Consider the following 17,330-nt stretch of genomic DNA (forward strand, 5'->3'; position numbering starts at 1 on the left):
CGGCGTCAAGGCTCATGCCGGCTCGTCCATCAGATGCAGGTGCTCGCGGTTGAAGGTCAGCACCACCGCCTCGCCTTCTGTCGGCAAGGCCGTGCCGGCCGGGACGATGGCGTGCAGCCGCAGGCCGTCGGCGTCGAGCGCAAGCTTTGTCGTGGCACCAAGATAATTGGTCGAGACAAGGCGGGCGGATACGCCTTCACCACTTGCGACCCCCTTGGCCGCGCGGCCGACGCGAATGGATTCAGGCCGGAGACTCCCCCAGCGATGCTGGCCGGAATAGCGCTGGACGAAATCCGGCGGCAGCACGTTGGAGGAGCCGACGAAGTCGGCGACGAAGCGCGTCTTCGGGCGCTGATAGATATCCTCCGGTGTGCCGACCTGCATGATCTTGCCATCGTTGAAGACGGCGACGCGGTCGGCCATCGACAGCGCCTCGCCCTGATCGTGGGTGACGAAGACGAAGGTGATGCCGAGCGCCTTCTGCAGCGACTTCAGTTCCTCCTGCATGTTCTCGCGCAATTTGAGATCGAGCGCGCCGAGCGGCTCGTCGAGCAACAGCACCTTTGGCTGGTTGACCAGCGCACGGGCCAGTGCCACGCGCTGGCGCTGGCCGCCGGAAAGCTGGCCGGGGCGGCGGGCGCCATAGCCGGGCAGCCGCACCAGTGACAGCGCTTCTTCCGCCGCCTTGTGCCGCTGAGCCTTGCCGACGCCCTTGACCATCAGCCCGTAGGCAACGTTGTCGAGCACATTCAGATGCGGGAACAGCGCATAGTCCTGGAACACGGTGTTGACGTTGCGGCGATAGGGCGGAACGCCCTCGGCGCGTTCACCGAAGATCGAAATCGAGCCCGATGTCGGCTGCTCGAAGCCGGCTATGAGGCGCAGGCAGGTGGTCTTGCCGGAACCGGACGGCCCGAGCATGGCGAAGAACTCGCCCGGCACAATGTCGAGATCGACCGCATCAACGGCGCGCACGCTGCCGAAATGGCGCGAGGCTTTCTGGAAGGAGACGGCGGAGGTCATGGGCTGTCAGTCCGTTGCCGGTTTGATGCGTTGATGTCGCGCGACGTCCTACCCCCCGCGACGGGGGAGGTCGCGACAAAGCCGCGGGTGGGGGTGCCTCGAAAAACGCCGAGCCGACCCCACCCCGACGCTATGCGTCGACCCTCCCCACAAGGGGGAGGGTAAGAAAAATCACCGCCCGCCGATGACGCCGATATAGTCGGATACCCAGCGGTAGTAGGGCACGCACTGATCGTTCTGGGTGGCGCATTTCGACACCGGCGTCTTCCAGAACTTGATCTTGTCGAAATTCTCGTAGCCGTTGGTCTTGCAGCCTTCGTCGGTCAAAAGCTCATTGCCCTTGCAGGCGGCGGGCACGACGGGCAGCGAACCGAACCAGGCCGAGACATCGCCCTGCACCTTGGGCGACAGCGAATGCTCCATCCACATATAGGCACAGTTGGGATTGGCGGCGTCGGCTTCCATCATGGTGGTGTCGGCCCAACCGGTAGCACCTTCCTCCGGGATGGTGGACGCGACCGGCTTCTTGGCGGCGACCAACGTGTTGACCTGATACGGCCACGAGCCGGAAGCGACGACGCCTTCGTTCTGGAAGTCGTCGACCTGGATGGCGGCGTCATGCCAGTAGCGGCCGACCAGCGTGCGCTGGACGCGCAGCAATTCGAGCGCTGCCTTGTACTGGTCCTCGTTCAGTTCGTAGGGATCCTTGATGCCGAGTTCCGGCTTGTGGAACATCAGATAGTTGGCGGCGTCGGCAATGTGGATCGGCCCGTCATAGGCTTGGACGCGGCCCTTGTTGGACTTGCCGTCGGGCAGCTTCATTTCCTCGAAGACGATGTTCCAGCTCTTGGGAGCCTCTTTGAACACGTCGGTGTTGTACATCAGGACGTTGGGGCCCCACTGGTAAGGAACGCCGTAGTGGGCGCCGCCGACGGTGAACCACGGCGCATCCTTGAGGCGCTCGTCGACCGTCTTCCAGCTCGGGATGAGATCGGTGTTGATCGGCTGGACACGCTTGCCGGCAACGAGGCGCAGCGAGGCATCGCCTGAAGCGGTGACGAGGTCGAAGCCGCCCTCATTCATCAGCGAGACCATCTCGTCGGAGGTGTTGGCGGTCTTGACGTTGACCTTGCAGCCGGTCTCCTTCTCGAAGGAGGTCACCCAGTCATAGCCCTTGTCGGTTTCGCCGCGCTCGATATAGCCCGGCCAGGCAACGATGTTGACCTGGCCCTCGCCTTTGCCAAGCTCCTTGACCTGGGGGACGGCCTGACCGGAAAAGGTCAGCGCGACCGTCAGAGCAGTGCACGACTTCAGGAATGAATTCATTGTCGATCTCCCATTTAGGCGCCTGACCCTGAAAGCCGGTTTCGGTCTTCGCTAGGGGTCACGCGCGGACTGAAAACTGTCAGTTCGTCCGTTGGGCTTGATGCCGCTCTGATGGCGGCTTTGGTCCCTGGACCGAAAGTGCTTTGAAAACTCCGGTTTCGCAAATTCATTTATCAGAAGGGCGATATCGGTTTTTCCGATAGGTGGGCAGCCGATCTCTCAAGGACGCTGGCGGACCGTCCGTTGCGACTGGGCAAGGCCGATGAAATCGCGCGCGGCCTGCGGCAGACCGGAGCCACGCCGCCAGACCATGCCGACCTGAACCACCGGCAAGGAGCCGGAAATATCGCGCGATTCGATGCGGTCGCCTTCCAGCGACCAGGGCCGGTAGACGAGGTCGGGCAGCAGCGCCACGCCGGCGCCGGTGGCGACCAGACTGCGCACGGCCTCCACGGAACGGGTGCGGAAGGCGACATGCGGCTTGGCGCCGATCGCCGTCAGCAGCTTGCCGGTATTCTCCTCGATCTCGTCGACGGTCAGCATGATCAGCGTTTCGGAGGCAATGTCGCCAATGCTGATGATGTCGGCGCCGACAAGCGGATGACCGAGTGGCAGCCACAGCCGATAGGCCGAGACTTCGAGGATTTCCGACTGCAACGCGGTGCGGTCGCGCAGATTGGAGGTGACCATGACGGCAATGTCGAGCTTGCCGCCGATCAGGAGGTGTTCGAGATAATCGCCATTGTCCTCGATGGCCGAGACCTCGACGCCGGGATAGGCGCGGCGGTAGCGGGCGAGCAGATCCGACAGCACATAACCGGCGACCAGCGAGGTAACGCCGAGCTGCAGCCGGCCGGCCGCCACCGCCTGCTCGCCGGAGAAAGAGCGGCGCGCGTCGGAAACGTCCGCGAGGATCTTCGTCGCGTGGCGCAGGAACTGGTGGCCCTTATGGGTGATGTTGAGGCCACGCGGATGGCGCTCGAACAGTTCGACGCCAAGATCGCTTTCGAGCTCCTTGATCGCTTCGGTGACCGACGATTGCGAGATCGACAGGTTCTGCGCGGCGCCCGAGACCGTGCCTTGCTCGGCGACGGCGATGAAGAACTGCAGCTGACGGATGGTGAAAGCCATGGTCGGACTAAACACGGCGGAGGCGACGCTGGGAAGTGGCGGCCGGCGAACACTTGACGGCTCCCTCAATCGTAACTAAGTAAGTTACATGAAACGCAACAGCCGACTGTCCTCGACCTTGCACATTCTCGTCCACATGGCCGAGAAGCCCGAACAGGCGCTGACCTCCGAGCAGCTTGCCACCTTCATCCACACCAATCCGGTTGTGGTCCGCCGCACCATCGCAGGCTTGCGCGATGCCGGCATCGTCACCTCGTCACGCGGGCACGGTGGCGGTTGGCTGCTCGGGCGGGCGCCCGAGAAAATATCTCTGGCCGAGATCAGCGTCGCCCTTGGCGAGACGCTGCTGCCGTTCAGCACCGAGCCGGAAAGCCCCGGCTGCCTCGTCGAGCAGGCGGTGATCGCCGTCCTCGACGATTTTCGCATCGCCGCCGAAAGGCTGCTGGCGGAGAAGCTGCGCAGCATCACGCTGGCCGACCTGACCGCCGATTTCCGCCGCCGTTTTGATCTCATTGGAGTCTCCAGCCATGCAGTATGATCTTGCCGTCGTCGGCGGCAGCTTTGCCGGCCTGTCCGCCGCCATCCAGGTGGCGCGGGCAGGACGCAAGGTGCTGGTGATCGACGCCGGCCAGCCGCGCAACCGTTTTGCCGAGCATTCGCACGGCTTCCTCGGACAGGACGGACGCTCGCCTGGCGCAATCCTGGGTGACGCAATGCGGCAGCTGCTGGCCTATCCGACAGCCAGGGTTGTCAGCGGGCGCGCGGACAAGGCCGTTGCCGCCGGCAGCAACGATTTCGAAATCACCACCGACGGCGGCGAGACATTCGGCGCCGCACGGCTGGTGCTGGCCACCGGGGTGCGCGATATCCTGCCGGAGGTTGCCGGTCTTGCCGAGCTCTGGGGAAAGAGCGTGCTGCACTGCCCCTATTGCCACGGCTACGAAGTCTCGGGCGGGCCGCTCGGCGTGCTCGCAACCGGCCCGATGTCCATGCATCAGGCACAGCTGATCACCGATTGGGGCGATGTCACGCTGTTCGGCAATGGCCTGTTCGAGCCTGACACAGAGCAGATGCGCGCGCTCGAGAGCCGAAAGGTGCGGTTTGAGCCCACCAGCGTTGCCGAGCTGCGGGAAGACGGCTCCGGCGGATTGATCGTCCACCTCGACGATAGCCGAAAGGCCGGCGTCAGGGCGATGTTCACCGCGCCGCGCAACATCATGGCCAGCCCGCTGGCCGAACAGCTCGGCTGCGGCTTCACCGAAGGCCTCCTCGGCCCGGTGATATCAGTCGACGACAGGCAGCAGACGACCGTGCCCGGCGTCTACGCCGCCGGCGACGCGGCACGTTCGATGCACAATATTGCCTTTGCGGTATCGGCTGGCACCTTTGCGGGCGTCTGCGCCCACCAATCGCTGGTCTTCGGCTAGAACCCGGCTTCCTCGCCGGCGATGCTGAGCCGCGCGCCGGCCTGGGCCAGGGCGGCAGCCAGGTCGTGCGGCGGCGAGCGGTCGGTGGCGAGTTCGGAAAAGCTGTCGAAGCCGCAGACCTGGACCAGACCAAGACGGCCGAATTTCGAGTGATCGGTGATGACGAGGGACCGCTGGCCGCGCGACAGCACCATGCGGGCGAACTCGGCCTCATCCAGATCAAAATCCATGACGCCCATCACCGCGTCGACGCCCCCGGTGGAAATGATGGCGTGGCTGACCGAGAAGCGACTGACAAAATCGATCGCCGAGGCGCCGAAAGCAGCGCCGGAATCGCTGCGCAGCTCGCCGCCGGCCATATAGACCTTGTTGCCGTTGATGGTGGCCAGCGTGCGGGCAATGTCCGAGGAATTGGTGACGACCGTCAGGCGCCGGTGGCCGAGCAGTTCACGCGCAAGGAACGAGGTCGTCGTTCCGGTGTCGAGCATGATCGATTCCCCGTCGCGGATGGTGGCGGCGACCATGCGGGCAATGACGCGCTTGGCGTCGGCGTTCTCACGCATGCGCCGCTCGAACGGCGCTTCGCCGATCATCGACGGCAGGCCGATGGCGCCATGCATCTTGAGGACAGAGCCATCACCAGTCAGCGGCTTGACGTCGCGACGCACCGTCTCCAGCGACACGCCCAGCCGGTCGGCCAGACTGGCGATGGTGACGGTGCCCTCTTCCTGCAGGAGCCGCAGGATCTCGCCGTGTCGTTTGGACTGGGCCATCTGGTTTCCCGAACTGATGCTCGTGACCGATTTTAAGGTAATCCAAGTGCTTTTAAAGGAACTACCTTATCCTTTCGGGCAAAATACCCAAAAAAAGTCACACCTTTTTGTTGACAAGCGGGCAACCCCGGCGTGAAATCAAAGACATCAACAGGCTTCAGATCTGCGACTGGGGGCAGAGCCGCAACTCAGTGGTCAGGCCGTTTGGAACGTGCCTGTACAAGGAATTTCAGATCCGCGGGGGCGGATGCCGGGCTCAAAAACCTGGCCAAGGGGCTCGTCGGTGCGGTGCGGGATACCGATCCTGGCGTCCCGCACCGACGAGATTATTTACGTTTCTCCCCGCCGTCGTTGCGCTGTTCACGGCGCCTTGTCGAAATCCAGCAAACAAGGGATGTTCCGTGACCGCCGAAGACCGCATCCGCGCCCTGCCCTGCTGGACCGGCGGCATCGAGATCGCACCGCTGCCCGGCGGCCTGAGCAACGCGAATTATGTGGTTACGGACGCGGCCGGACGACATGTCGTGCGCTTCGGCAAGGACTATCCGTTCCACCATGTCTTTCGCGAGCGCGAGGTGATGACGGCGCGGGCGGCGCATGCCGCCGGTTTCGCGCCAGCCGTCCGCCATGCCGAACCGGGCATCCTGGTGACGGAGTTTCTCGACGCCAAGACCTATCTCGCCGAGGACGTACGCGCCAATCTCGGCCGCGTCGCGGCCCTGATGCGCGGCTTCCACCGGGAGATGCCCAATCACGTCTCGGGCGCCGGCTTCATGTTCTGGGTGTTCCATGTCATCCGCGACTATGCGCGCACGCTTGAAGAGGGCGGCAGCCGCAAGCGCAGCGACCTGCCGCGCCTTTTGACACTGGCCGACGAACTGGAGCGCGCGCAGAAACTGCTGCCTATCGTCTTTGGCCACAATGACCTGTTGCCGGCCAACATTCTCGACGATGGCAACAGGCTGTGGCTGATCGACTTCGAATATGCCGGCTTCAACACGGCGATGTTCGATCTCGCAGGCGCCGCCTCCAACGCCGGCATGAGCGACGAGGAATCCTTCGCCTTCCTGACCGCCTATTTCATGAAGGAACCGGACGAGGCGATCCGCCGTTCGCACGCGGCCATGCAATGCGCCTCGCTGCTGCGCGAGGCGATGTGGAGCATGGTCTCCGAGCTCTATCTCGACGCGCCGGGCATCGACTACGTCGCCTACACCGAGGAAAACCTCGCCCGGCTCGACGCGGCACTGGAAAACTACCGGACAAAATACGGGATACAGAAATCATGACATTGCCGAGCCAGGCCGCCATCGTCGTCATCGGCGGCGGCATCATCGGCTGTTCGACGGCCTATCATCTGGCGCGCGACCACAAGGCCGACGTGGTGCTGCTCGAGCAGGGTAAGCTGACCTCGGGTTCGACCTGGCATGCCGCCGGCCTTGTCGGGCAATTGCGCTCGTCGGCGTCTATCACCCGCGTGCTGAAATACTCCGTCGACCTCTACAAGGGACTGGAGGCCGAGACCGGCCTTGCCACCGGCTGGAAGATGACCGGGTGCCTCAGGCTCGCCACCAATGCCGACCGCTGGACCGAGTACAAAAGGCTGGCGACGACAGCAAAAAGCTTCGGCATGGACATGCAATTGCTGTCGCCGGACGAGGTGAAAAGAATGTGGCCGCTGCTGGAGACCGGCGATCTCGTCGGCGCCTCCTGGCTGCCGACCGATGGCCAGGCGAGCCCCTCCGACATCACGCAGTCGCTGGCCAAGGGCGCGCGCATGCATGGCGCCAAACTGTTCGAGGATGTCCGCGTCATCGGCTTCGAGATGAAGGACGGCCGCATCACGGCGGTGAAAACCAACAAGGGCGACATTGCTTGCGACAAGGTGGTCAACTGCGCCGGCCAGTGGGCGCGGCAGGTCGGCGCCATGGCCGGCATCAACGTGCCGCTGCAGCCGGTGAAGCACCAGTACATCATCACCGAGAAGATCGACGGTCTGGCGACCGACGCGCCGACCATCCGCGACCCGGACCGACGCACCTATTTCAAGGAGGAAGTCGGCGGGCTGGTGATGGGCGGCTATGAGCCTAACCCGCAGGCCTGGGCGACTGGTCTCCCCGGCGACGACGTTCCCAATGATTGGGAATTCAGGCTGTTCGACGACGACTACGACCATTTCGAGCAGCACATGAGCCAAGCGATCGCGCGCGTGCCGGCGCTGGAAACCGTCGGCGTCAAGCAGATGATCAACGGGCCGGAGAGTTTTACGCCGGACGGCAATTTCATTCTCGGCACAGCGCCTGAATGCGCCAACATGTTTGTCGGCGCCGGCTTCAACGCCTTCGGCATCGCCTCGGGCGGCGGCGCCGGCTGGGTGCTGGCGCAGTGGGTGGTCGATGGCGAAGCACCGCTCGACCTGTGGGTGGTCGACATCAGGCGTTTTTCCAATTTGCACCGCGACCGTCAGTGGGTCTGCGACCGCACGCTGGAGGCCTATGGCAAACACTATACGATTGGCTTCCCGCATGAGGAATATGCCAGCGGGCGGCCGCGCATCGTCTCGCCGCTCTACGAGCGGCTGAAACAGCAGCGCGCCGTGTTCGGCTCGAAGCTCGGCTGGGAGCGGCCGAACTGGTTCGCGCCCGAAGGCGTCGAGCCGCAGGACATCTATTCGATGGGCCGGCAGAACTGGTTCGCGGCGGTCGGCGACGAACACCGGCATGTGCGCGAAAAAGTCGGCATTTTCGATCAATCGTCTTTCGCCAAATACGAGCTGAGCGGGCCCGATGCGCTGAAGGCGCTGGACTGGATCTGCGCCAACGACGTCAGCAAGCCGGTCGGCCGGCTGACCTACACCCAGCTTCTCAACACACGCGGCGGCATCGAGGCCGATCTGACGGTGGCGCGGCTGGCCGAAGAGAAGTTCTACATCGTCACCGGCACAGGCTTCCGCACGCATGATTCCTCGTGGATCGGCGACCATATCGGCGAAGGGCTCGATGCCACGCTGATCGACGTCACCGAGGATTTCGGCACGCTGTCGCTGATGGGTCCTCGAGCGCGCGACGTGCTCTCGGCGGCGACCGAAGCCGACGTGTCGAACGCCGCATTCCCGTTCGGCCATGTGCGCGAGCTTGCCATCGCCGGCCACACAATTCGGGCGCTGCGCGTCACCTATGTCGGCGAGCTTGGTTGGGAACTGCATGTACCGATCGCGGCCACCGGCGAAGTCTTCGACGCGCTGATGGCGGCAGGCGAGAAGCACGGCATCCGCCCGATCGGCTACCGGGCACTGGAATCGCTGCGGCTGGAAAAGGGCTATCGCGCCTGGGGCTCCGACATCACGCCCAACGACACGCCGCAGGAAGCCGGGCTCGGCTGGGCGGTCAAGCTGCGCAAGAACACCGATTTCGTTGGACGGCGCGCGCTCGAGAAGACCAGCGGCGCGGCACTGAAGAAACGCCTTGCCGGCTTCACGGTCGACGACCCCGAGATCGTGCTGCTCGGCCGCGAAACCATCCTGCGCAATGGCGAACCGGTCGGCTATCTCAGCAGCGGCGGTTACGGCTACACGCTGGGCAAGACCATCGGCTACGGCTATGTGCGCAACGCCGACGGGGTGAGCGACGATTTTCTCGCCTCGGGCGACTATGAATTGGTGGTTGCGATGGAGAGGACACCGGCCAAGATCCATCTCGAGCCGATGTACGACCCGGCAGGCGCCAGGGTCAAAACGTAGGTCAGGTCACGCGCAGTGCGAGACCGCGGCTTGGCACAGTGTCGGCTTCGCCAGGCATGGAGACGTAAGGGCGCGTTTCCTCGACGCGGGTGACGAGGCCTTGCGCCTCGAGCTCAGCGATGCGCGCGGCAAAACCCTGATCCCACAGCGTGTTCTTGACCGTCAGCACGATCACTCCGCCCGACCGGCAGATGCGGATCAGTTCGTCCAGCCCCTCAGTGCCGACATGACCCGATGTGAAGACGCCGGCCGAGATGATCCCGGCATAGGCATCGTCGGCAAAGGGCAAATGACCGCCCAGCGCCAGGCAATGGAGCGCGGAATAGACGCCCTTGCGGGCCGCCTGATCCAGCATGCCTTGTGAAATATCGAGTGCCTCGACTTGCGGGTAACCAGCAATATCAAGCCATTCACCGATGAGCCCGGTGCCGGCCCCGGCATCGAGCAGCGGTGCTGAACCGCGCGGCAGATGGCGGGCCAGCAACGCAAGGCAGATCGTCGGATGGCGATAGCCGGCGGCCGACATGTCGGCGTCATAGGTTTCCGACCAGCGGTCATAGAGTGCGGCCACCTCTTCGGGCCGCTTTGCCGCGTAGGCCGCGCCGAGCGCGCCCTGATGTTTGCTGTCCGCCACTTTTATCCAGTCCGCCAATTTTTGATCTCGCAGTGATGATAGCCAAAGCGCGAAAATTGTGGAACCGTCGCTGCGACAAATAACAGCGTGGGGGCGCAGGCATGGTGACAGACGAGGCACGTGCGGCGCTGGACGACATTCCCATCCTGGCCGGCTACAGCGAGCCGCTGGAGCGGCTGGGTGGCCTCACCAACCTCGTCTTCAAGGCCGGCGACTTCTGCCTGCGCATTCCCGGCAAAGGCACCGAGGAATACATCAACCGGGCCAACGAAGCGGTGGCCGCGCGCGAAGCGGCAAAAGCAGGGGTCAGTCCCGAGGTGCTGCATGTCGATGCCGCCACCGGGGTGATGGTGACACGCTACATCGCCGGCGCCGAAACCATGTCGCCGGAGAAATTCCAGACACGGCCGGGCAGTCCAGCCCGCGCCGGCGAGGCCTTTCGCAAGCTGCACAATTCAGGCGCGGTGTTTCCCTTCCGCTTCGAATTGTTCGCGATGATCGACGATTACCTCAAGGTGCTGTCCACCAAGGAGGTCGCCCTGCCCGCCGGTTATCATGACGTGGTGCACGACGCCGAGAGCGTGCGCTCGGCGCTGGCCGCCCATCCGCTGCCGATCGTCGCCTGCCACTGCGACCCGCTGTGCGAGAACTTTCTCGATACGGGCGACAGGATGTGGATCGTCGACTGGGAATATTCGGGCATGAACGATCCGCTCTGGGACCTTGGCGACCTCAGCGTGGAAGGCAGATTCGACACGGCGCAGGACGAAGAGATGATGCGCGCCTATTTCGGCGGCGAGGCCAGGCCGGCGGAGCGCGGCCGCATCGTCATCTACAAGGCAATGTGCGATCTGCTGTGGACACTATGGGGACTGATCCAGCTCGCCAACAACAACCCAGTCGATGATTTTCGCGCTTATGCCGATGGCCGTTTCGCTCGCTGCAAGGCGCTCATGGAGACGCCGGAGTTTTCGCGGCATCTGGCGGCTGTACGTCAGGGCTGAGCCTGGACTAATTCACGCCCTTCGGCACATTCTCCGGCGGCACCGTGGTCTCGACCACTTTCTGGCGGTGGAAGATGAACAGGCCGGCGAGGACGACAATACCCGAGCCGATCAGGATGCGCGGGCCGGGAACGTCGCCGAAGAACACCAGCCCGAACACCACCGCCCACAGCAGCAGCGTGTAGTGCAGCGGCGCCAGCGTCGAGGCCGGCGCCAGCTTGAGCGCCCTGGTGATCATCAGATGGGCGCCGCAGGAGACGATGCCAAGCAGCAGCATGGCGCCGAGATCGAGCGCCGACGGCGTCTGCCAGGCGCCGATGGTCAGGACGCCGCCGACCAGCAGCGTGCCGATGGTCTGCCATGTCACCAGATTGGTGTCGCTGGTGCCGCGCAGCCGGCGGTTGAGGATGATGGCGAAGGCGAAGGAGATACTGCCTACCAGCGCAAAACCCGATGACAGCGAGAACGCCGCCGAGGACGGTTTCAGCATGATCAGCACGCCGCAGAAGCCGAGCAGGATCGCCATCCAGCGGCGCCAGCCGACCTTTTCGCCAAGCAAGAGGTGCGAGAGTGCCGCGACATAGATCGGCCCGGCCATGTAGAAGCTCATCACATCGGCAAGCGGCAGATGGATCACGGCGGCGTAGAAGAGCGCGGTGTCGAGTGTCGTCATCACCACCCGCAGCAGCTGCAGTTCCAGGCGTTCCATGCGAAACAGCTTGGCCGTGCCTTGATTGGCGATCATCGGGCCGAGCACGAAAAAGGCGCCAATAGAGCGGATCAGCACCACCTGTCCGACGGAAAAGCTGGCGACCAGCCACTTGCCCATGGCGTCGTTCAGCGCAAACAGGAAGTCGCCGGCCAGCATCAGCAGAATGCCGGCCAAAAGCACATTCCTGATCGTTGAATTCTGCGCCACGGGCTGCGTCATGCCGATCCCGATTCCTCCCTGGTAAGCCGGGTCGTAGACGGAAGCGGCTGCCTTGACGAGGAGAATTCGGGCGATGGGTAAGACCAGCGCCGGGAATCGGCTGTATCTAGCTGGACATGTGCCGCCGGTTCACCATTCCCGGCCTTCCGTCGACGGACAGCCTGGTTTCCTGCTTCGTCCGCTCCGCCACCACCTTGCCCCTGGCGATGACGCACAGGCGCTCGGCGCGCAGCCGCAGGGCTTCGACCGGATTGCCGGCATCGAGGACGACCAGGCTGGCGCGCTTGCCGACCGCCAGGCCGAGATGATCGAGGCCCATGATCGCGGCATTGACGTTGGTGACCATGTCGAAGCAGCGCGCCATCTCGGCCGGGCTCGACATCTGAGCGACGTGCAGACCCATGAAGGCGACATCGAGCATGTCGGCGGTGCCCAGCGAATACCAGGGATCGAGCACGCAATCCTGGCCCCAGCCGACGCGAATGCCGAGCGCCAGCATTTCCTTGACCCGAGTCAGGCCACGGCGCTTCGGGAAGGTGTCGTGGCGGCCCTGCAGCATGATGTTGATCAGCGGATTGGGAATGACCGAGACGCCGGCCTCGGCGATCAGCGGCAAAAGCTTCGAGACGTAGTAACTGTCCATCGAATGCATCGAGGTGAGGTGCGAACCGGCGACCTTGCCGTGCAGACCAAGGCGCTGCGCCTCATAGGCAAGCTGCTCGATATGGCGCGACAGCGGATCATCGGTCTCGTCGCAATGCAGGTCGACCATCAGGCCGCGTTTGGCCGCGATTTCGCACAGCTCCGTTACCGAGCGCGTGCCGTCGGCCATGGTGCGCTCGAAATGCGGGATGCCGCCGACAATATCGACGCCCATGTCCAAGGCGCGGATGGTGTTCTCCCGTGCCGTCGGCGAGCGATAAAACCCGTCCTGCGGGAAGGCGACCAATTGCAGGTCGATATAGGGGGCGACCATTTTCTTGACCTCGAGCAGCGCCTCGACCGCCAGCAGGCGGTCATCGCAGACATCGACATGGGTGCGGATGGCAAGCAGGCCCATCGACACCGCCCAGTCGCAATAGGCCAATGCGCGATCACGCACCGCCTCATGCGTCAAAAGCGGCTTCAACTCGCCCCACAGCGAAATGCCTTCGAGCAGCGTGCCCGACGCGTTGATGCGCGGAATGCCCAGGGAGAGCGTCGCGTCCATGTGGAAATGCGGATCGACGAAAGGCGGCGAGACCAGATTGCTGCTGGCGTCAACCTCGGTCTGGGCAGAATCCTGCAGAGTGGGCTCGATCGCCGCGATCGTCTCACCGTTGATGCCGATGTCGGCAACCCTGCCATCAGGCAGCGTGCCGCCGCGAACGATAAGGTCGAAAGCCATCTGTCGTCATCCCGTCAAAAGAATCATCTGATATCGCCGAGGCTGAAAATCGCATCCCGTCGATGCCACTTGCAACAGCGGTTTGTCCGCGGCGGCCGTGGATGGTTCCATCCGGCCGCAACTCCCTCTATAAGCCGCCTTCGTTGTCCCGGTTTCAAGGATCCGCCGTTTGTTTCGTTTCTTCCGCTCGACGGAAAACCAGCGCCTCGTTGCGAGGTTGATCCGGGAATCCTTTTACCAGCACAGGTTTGGCTACGGCGCCGCGATCTTGTCGATGCTTGTGGTGGCCGCCACGACCGGCGCCAGCGCCTGGATTCTCAAAGAGATCACCGACGAATTCGTGGTCTTCAAACGGATTGACCGCGTCAACCTGATTGCGGCAGGGGTCGCCACGATCTTCATTCTCAAGGGTCTCGCCAACTTCATCCAGGCCTATTTCATGAGCCGGGTCGGCAACGCCATCATCGCCGACCGGCAGCGCAAGATCTACGACCGCATCCTGGCGCAAGGCATCGAATTCTACCATTCGACCTCGTCGTCCGACCTGATCACACGCATGACCAACAATGCGCAGGCGGCGCGCAACGTGCTCGACCTCGTTGTCACGTCCTATGTGCGCGATCTGTTGTCGCTGGTTGTCCTGGTAGGGGTCATGGTCTGGCAGCAGCCAGCCCTGTCTATAATCTGCTTCGTCGTCGGCCCGTTGGCTATCTACGGGGTCAACCGCATCCTCAAACGTGTTCGCAAGTTCGCCGCGATGGAGTTTCGCTCGGTCGGCCAGATCGTGCAGGTTATGCAGGAAACGGCAATCGGCGTGCGCGTCGTCAAATCCTTCAACCTCGAAGGCGCAATGCGCAACCGCATGTACAAGGCCGTGTCGGACGTCGAGAACCGGGCCAACAACATCGCGACGCTGGAGGCTGCGACAAGCCCGGTGATGGAGACGCTGGCCGGGTTGGCAATTGCCGGGGCCATCTTCGTCAGCGGCTTCCTGGTCTTGCAGGGCGGCCAGATGCCGGGAAACATCATGGCCTTCATCGGGGCGCTCCTGTTTGCCTATGAGCCGGCAAAGCGCCTTGCGCGCGTGCGCATATCGCTGGAAAGCGGCATTGTCGGCGTGCGCATGATGTTCGAGCTCGCCGACCAGCCGCTGACTCTGGTCGAGAAGCCGGACGCGAAGCCGCTTCTGGCCGGACCGGGCGAGATCCGATTCGACGCCGTCGACTTCGCTTATCAGAACGGGCCGCCGGTGCTGGACAGCTTCGATCTAACGCTTGAGCCCGGCAAGATGACGGCGCTGGTCGGGCCTTCCGGCGGCGGTAAGTCGACGATTCTAAACCTGATCATGCGCATGTACGACCCGAAGAGCGGCAAGGTGCTGTTCGATGGTCAGGATATTTCCCATGCGACGCTCGCATCGCTGCGGGAAAAGATCGCCTATGTCAGCCAGGATACGTTCCTGTTTGCCGGCACCATCATGCACAACATCCGGCTTGGGCGCGAGGGTGCGACCGACGAAGAGGTGATCGCCGCCGCCAAGGCGGCCAACGCCCATGACTTCATCAGCGCGCAGGCGAAAGGCTACGAGACGGATGTCGGCGAGAATGGCGGCCTGCTGTCGGGCGGCCAGCGCCAACGGATCTCGATCGCACGCGCCATGTTGCGCAATGCCGAGATCCTGCTGCTGGACGAAGCGACCAGCGCGCTCGATGCCGAATCGGAAGCGCTGTTCCGCGAAGCGCTGCAGCAATTGACGGAAGGCCGCACGACGATCGTTATCGCGCACCGTCTGTCGACCGTGCACCAGGCAGACACGATCGTGGTGCTCGAAGCCGGCAAGGTGGTGGAAAGCGGCCCGCACAAGACCTTGCTCAAGCAGGGCGGGCTCTACCAGAAGCTTTATGAGTATCAGTTGATGCCGTGATGGTGTTCCGGATGTTGGAGCCGGGCCCCCTCATCCAGCCGCTACGCGGCCACCTTCTCCCCGAGGGGAGAAGAGATCGTCAGCGCCGGGCGCCAGCCTCTTCTCCCCAGCGGGGAGAAGAGGCCGCGTAGCGGCCGGATGAGGGGGCCTGGGCGCGAACCTTATTCCGGCACAAACCTCACCGCGCCCTTGGCCGCGCTGGTGGCCATCGCGGCATAGGCGCGCAAGGCGGTCGTCACCTTGCGCTTGCGCTTTTCCTCGGGCTTCCAGGCCAGGGCGCCCTTGGCTTCCATGGCCGCCCGGCGCGCAGCGAGTTCCGCCTCATCGACAGCCAGGCGGATGCTGCGGTTCGGGATGTCGATCTCGATCGTATCGCCCTCCTGCACCAGCCCGATCAGCCCGCCTTCAGCGGCTTCCGGCGACGCATGGCCGATCGACAGGCCCGAGGTGCCTCCGGAGAAGCGGCCATCGGTGACCAGAGCGCAGGCCTTGCCGAGGCCTTTCGACTTCAGATAGCTGGTCGGATAGAGCATTTCCTGCATGCCTGGGCCGCCGCGCGGCCCTTCATAGCGGATGACGACCACATCGCCGGCCTTGATCTCGTTTGACAGGATCGCCTTGACGCTGGAATCCTGGCTTTCGAAGACGCGGGCCGGGCCGGTGAACTTCAGGATCGATTCATCGACGCCGGCGGTCTTCACGATGCAGCCGTCGAGAGCCAGATTGCCTTTCAGCACGGCGAGGCCGCCATCTTTGGAAAAGGGATGTTCGGTCGAGCGGATGACGCCTTTCTCGCGGTCGAGATCGAGTTCGTCCCAGCGGCGGTCCTGGCTGAAAGCGACCTGTGTCGGCACGCCGCCAGGGGCGGCGAGGAAGAAATCCCGCACGCTCTGGCTGGTCGTGCGGGAAATATCCCAATGGTCGAGCGCTTCGCCCAGCGTTCGCGTGTGCACCGTCGGCAGGTCGCGGTTGAGCAGGCCGGCATTGTCGAGCTGGCCGAGGATGGCCATGATGCCGCCGGCGCGGTGGACGTCTTCCATGTGGACGTCGGACTTGGCCGGAGCAACCTTGCACAGCACCGGCACCTTGCGCGACAGGGCGTCGATGTCGTCCTGATCGAAATCGATCTCGCCCTCATGCGCGGCAGCCAGGATGTGCAGCACGGTGTTGGTCGAGCCGCCCATGGCGATGTCGAGCGTCATAGCGTTCTCGAAGGCACCTTTGGAGGCGATGTTGCGCGGCAGCGCCGTCTCATCGTCCTGCTCGTAATAGCGCTGGGCGAGATCGACGATCAGGTGGCCGGCCTCGACGAACAAGCGCTTGCGGTCGGCATGCGTGGCCAGCGTGGAACCGTTGCCCGGCAGCGACAGGCCAAGCGCCTCGGTCAAACAATTCATCGAATTGGCGGTGAACATGCCCGAGCAGGAGCCGCAGGTCGGGCAGGCCGAGCGCTCGATGACCTTGACGTCCTCGTCGGAGACCCTGTCGTCGGCGGCCGCCACCATGGCATCAACCAGGTCGAGCGCCTGCGTCTTGCCGGCGAGCACCACCTTGCCGGCTTCCATCGGCCCGCCGGAGACGAAGACGGTCGGGATGTTGAGGCGCAACGAGGCCATCAGCATGCCAGGCGTGATCTTGTCGCAATTGGAGATGCAGACCATGGCATCGGCACAGTGGGCGTTGACCATGTATTCGACGGAATCGGCGATCAGCTCGCGCGACGGCAGCGAATAGAGCATGCCGTCATGGCCCATGGCGATGCCGTCGTCGACGGCGATGGTGTTGAATTCCTTGGCAACGCCGCCGGCCTTCTCGATCTCACGCGCCACCAGTTGGCCGAGATCCTTCAGGTGAACATGGCCCGGCACGAATTGGGTGAAGGAGTTGACCACCGCTATGATCGGTTTGCCGAAATCGCTGTCCTTCATGCCGGTGGCGCGCCAGAGGCCGCGAGCGCCGGCCATGTTGCGGCCATGGGTGGTGGTGCGGGAGCGATAGGCAGGCATGTTTTTTCCTTGGTGGCTGCCCGCA

14 protein-coding genes are annotated in these 17,330 nt (G+C 63.7%); 6 read left to right on the forward strand and 8 right to left on the reverse strand.

Annotated features, from left to right (window positions below; all coding sequences use genetic code 11):
- Nucleotides 1–12: 12 nt before the first annotated feature.
- The 3 genes from MESCI2_RS0129955 to MESCI2_RS0129965 form a co-directional block, all read right to left on the reverse strand.
- Nucleotides 13–1,023 (reverse strand): ABC transporter ATP-binding protein, encoded by a 1,011-nt coding sequence (locus tag MESCI2_RS0129955; RefSeq protein ID WP_027039683.1) that lies wholly within the window; start codon nt 1,021–1,023, stop codon nt 13–15.
- A gap of 171 nt (nt 1,024–1,194) precedes the next feature.
- The gene (locus MESCI2_RS0129960) at nt 1,195–2,349 is read right to left on the reverse strand and encodes an ABC transporter substrate-binding protein (RefSeq protein WP_027039684.1); all 1,155 of its coding nucleotides are present in this window, start codon (nt 2,347–2,349) and stop codon (nt 1,195–1,197) included.
- A 219-nt stretch (nt 2,350–2,568) separates the two neighbouring features.
- Nucleotides 2,569–3,480, reverse strand: a complete 912-nt coding sequence (locus tag MESCI2_RS0129965) for a LysR substrate-binding domain-containing protein (RefSeq protein ID WP_013528025.1) — start codon at nt 3,478–3,480, stop codon at nt 2,569–2,571.
- 88 nt (nt 3,481–3,568) lie between these two features.
- Between MESCI2_RS0129965 and MESCI2_RS0129970 the strand changes: the two genes are divergently transcribed.
- Both MESCI2_RS0129970 and MESCI2_RS0129975 read left to right on the forward strand, forming a co-directional pair.
- Entirely contained in the window at nt 3,569–4,018 is a 450-nt protein-coding gene (locus MESCI2_RS0129970) for an RrF2 family transcriptional regulator (protein WP_027039685.1), read from the forward strand.
- Nucleotides 4,008–4,907 (forward strand): NAD(P)/FAD-dependent oxidoreductase, encoded by a 900-nt coding sequence (locus MESCI2_RS0129975; protein ID WP_027039686.1) that lies wholly within the window; start codon nt 4,008–4,010, stop codon nt 4,905–4,907. Before MESCI2_RS0129970 ends, MESCI2_RS0129975 begins: the two co-directional genes overlap by 11 nt.
- Here MESCI2_RS0129975 and MESCI2_RS0129980 read toward each other — a convergent pair.
- The gene (locus MESCI2_RS0129980) at nt 4,904–5,680 is read right to left on the reverse strand and encodes a DeoR/GlpR family DNA-binding transcription regulator (RefSeq protein ID WP_027039687.1); all 777 of its coding nucleotides are present in this window, start codon (nt 5,678–5,680) and stop codon (nt 4,904–4,906) included. The genes MESCI2_RS0129975 and MESCI2_RS0129980 overlap by 4 nt on opposite strands.
- Nucleotides 5,681–6,081: 401 nt before the next feature.
- On the opposite strand from MESCI2_RS0129980, the gene MESCI2_RS0129985 reads away from it, so the two are divergent.
- On the forward strand, nt 6,082–6,969 hold the full coding sequence (locus tag MESCI2_RS0129985; protein WP_027039688.1) for a phosphotransferase family protein: 888 nt from the start codon (nt 6,082–6,084) through the stop codon (nt 6,967–6,969).
- On the forward strand, nt 6,966–9,419 hold the full coding sequence (locus MESCI2_RS0129990) for a GcvT family protein (protein ID WP_027039689.1): 2,454 nt from the start codon (nt 6,966–6,968) through the stop codon (nt 9,417–9,419). The genes MESCI2_RS0129985 and MESCI2_RS0129990 overlap by 4 nt, the downstream gene beginning before the upstream one ends.
- Nucleotide 9,420: 1 nt before the next feature.
- On the opposite strand, the gene MESCI2_RS0129995 is transcribed toward MESCI2_RS0129990, so the two are convergent.
- Complete coding sequence (locus MESCI2_RS0129995; RefSeq protein ID WP_027039690.1) at nt 9,421–10,053, reverse strand: class I SAM-dependent DNA methyltransferase; 633 nt, start codon at nt 10,051–10,053, stop codon at nt 9,421–9,423.
- Nucleotides 10,054–10,154: 101 nt separating this feature from the next.
- Here MESCI2_RS0129995 and MESCI2_RS0130000 point away from each other — a divergent pair, with 101 nt between their 5' ends.
- Nucleotides 10,155–11,057, forward strand: coding sequence for a phosphotransferase family protein (locus tag MESCI2_RS0130000; RefSeq protein ID WP_027039691.1), 903 nt, complete (start codon nt 10,155–10,157; stop codon nt 11,055–11,057).
- Between the two features lie 7 nt (nt 11,058–11,064).
- Here the strand turns inward: MESCI2_RS0130000 and MESCI2_RS0130005 are convergent, their stop codons facing one another.
- Together MESCI2_RS0130005 and MESCI2_RS0130010 are read right to left on the reverse strand one after the other, a co-directional pair.
- On the reverse strand, nt 11,065–11,988 hold the full coding sequence (locus MESCI2_RS0130005) for a DMT family transporter (protein WP_027039692.1): 924 nt from the start codon (nt 11,986–11,988) through the stop codon (nt 11,065–11,067).
- Between the two features lie 106 nt (nt 11,989–12,094).
- Nucleotides 12,095–13,375, reverse strand: coding sequence for an amidohydrolase family protein (locus tag MESCI2_RS0130010; protein WP_027039693.1), 1,281 nt, complete (start codon nt 13,373–13,375; stop codon nt 12,095–12,097).
- Nucleotides 13,376–13,544: 169 nt separating this feature from the next.
- Here MESCI2_RS0130010 and MESCI2_RS0130015 point away from each other — a divergent pair, with 169 nt between their 5' ends.
- A complete protein-coding gene (locus MESCI2_RS0130015) occupies nt 13,545–15,299 on the forward strand; it encodes an ABC transporter ATP-binding protein (protein ID WP_027039694.1) in 1,755 nt (584 codons plus the stop codon).
- Between the two features lie 161 nt (nt 15,300–15,460).
- Here MESCI2_RS0130015 and ilvD read toward each other — a convergent pair whose 3' ends face one another.
- Nucleotides 15,461–17,305 (reverse strand): dihydroxy-acid dehydratase, encoded by a 1,845-nt coding sequence (gene ilvD / locus MESCI2_RS0130020; RefSeq protein WP_027039695.1) that lies wholly within the window; start codon nt 17,303–17,305, stop codon nt 15,461–15,463.
- Between the last annotated feature and the right edge of the window lie 25 nt (nt 17,306–17,330).

The organism is Mesorhizobium ciceri WSM4083 (assembly GCF_000519305.1).
GTDB lineage: Bacteria > Pseudomonadota > Alphaproteobacteria > Rhizobiales > Rhizobiaceae > Mesorhizobium > Mesorhizobium ciceri_B.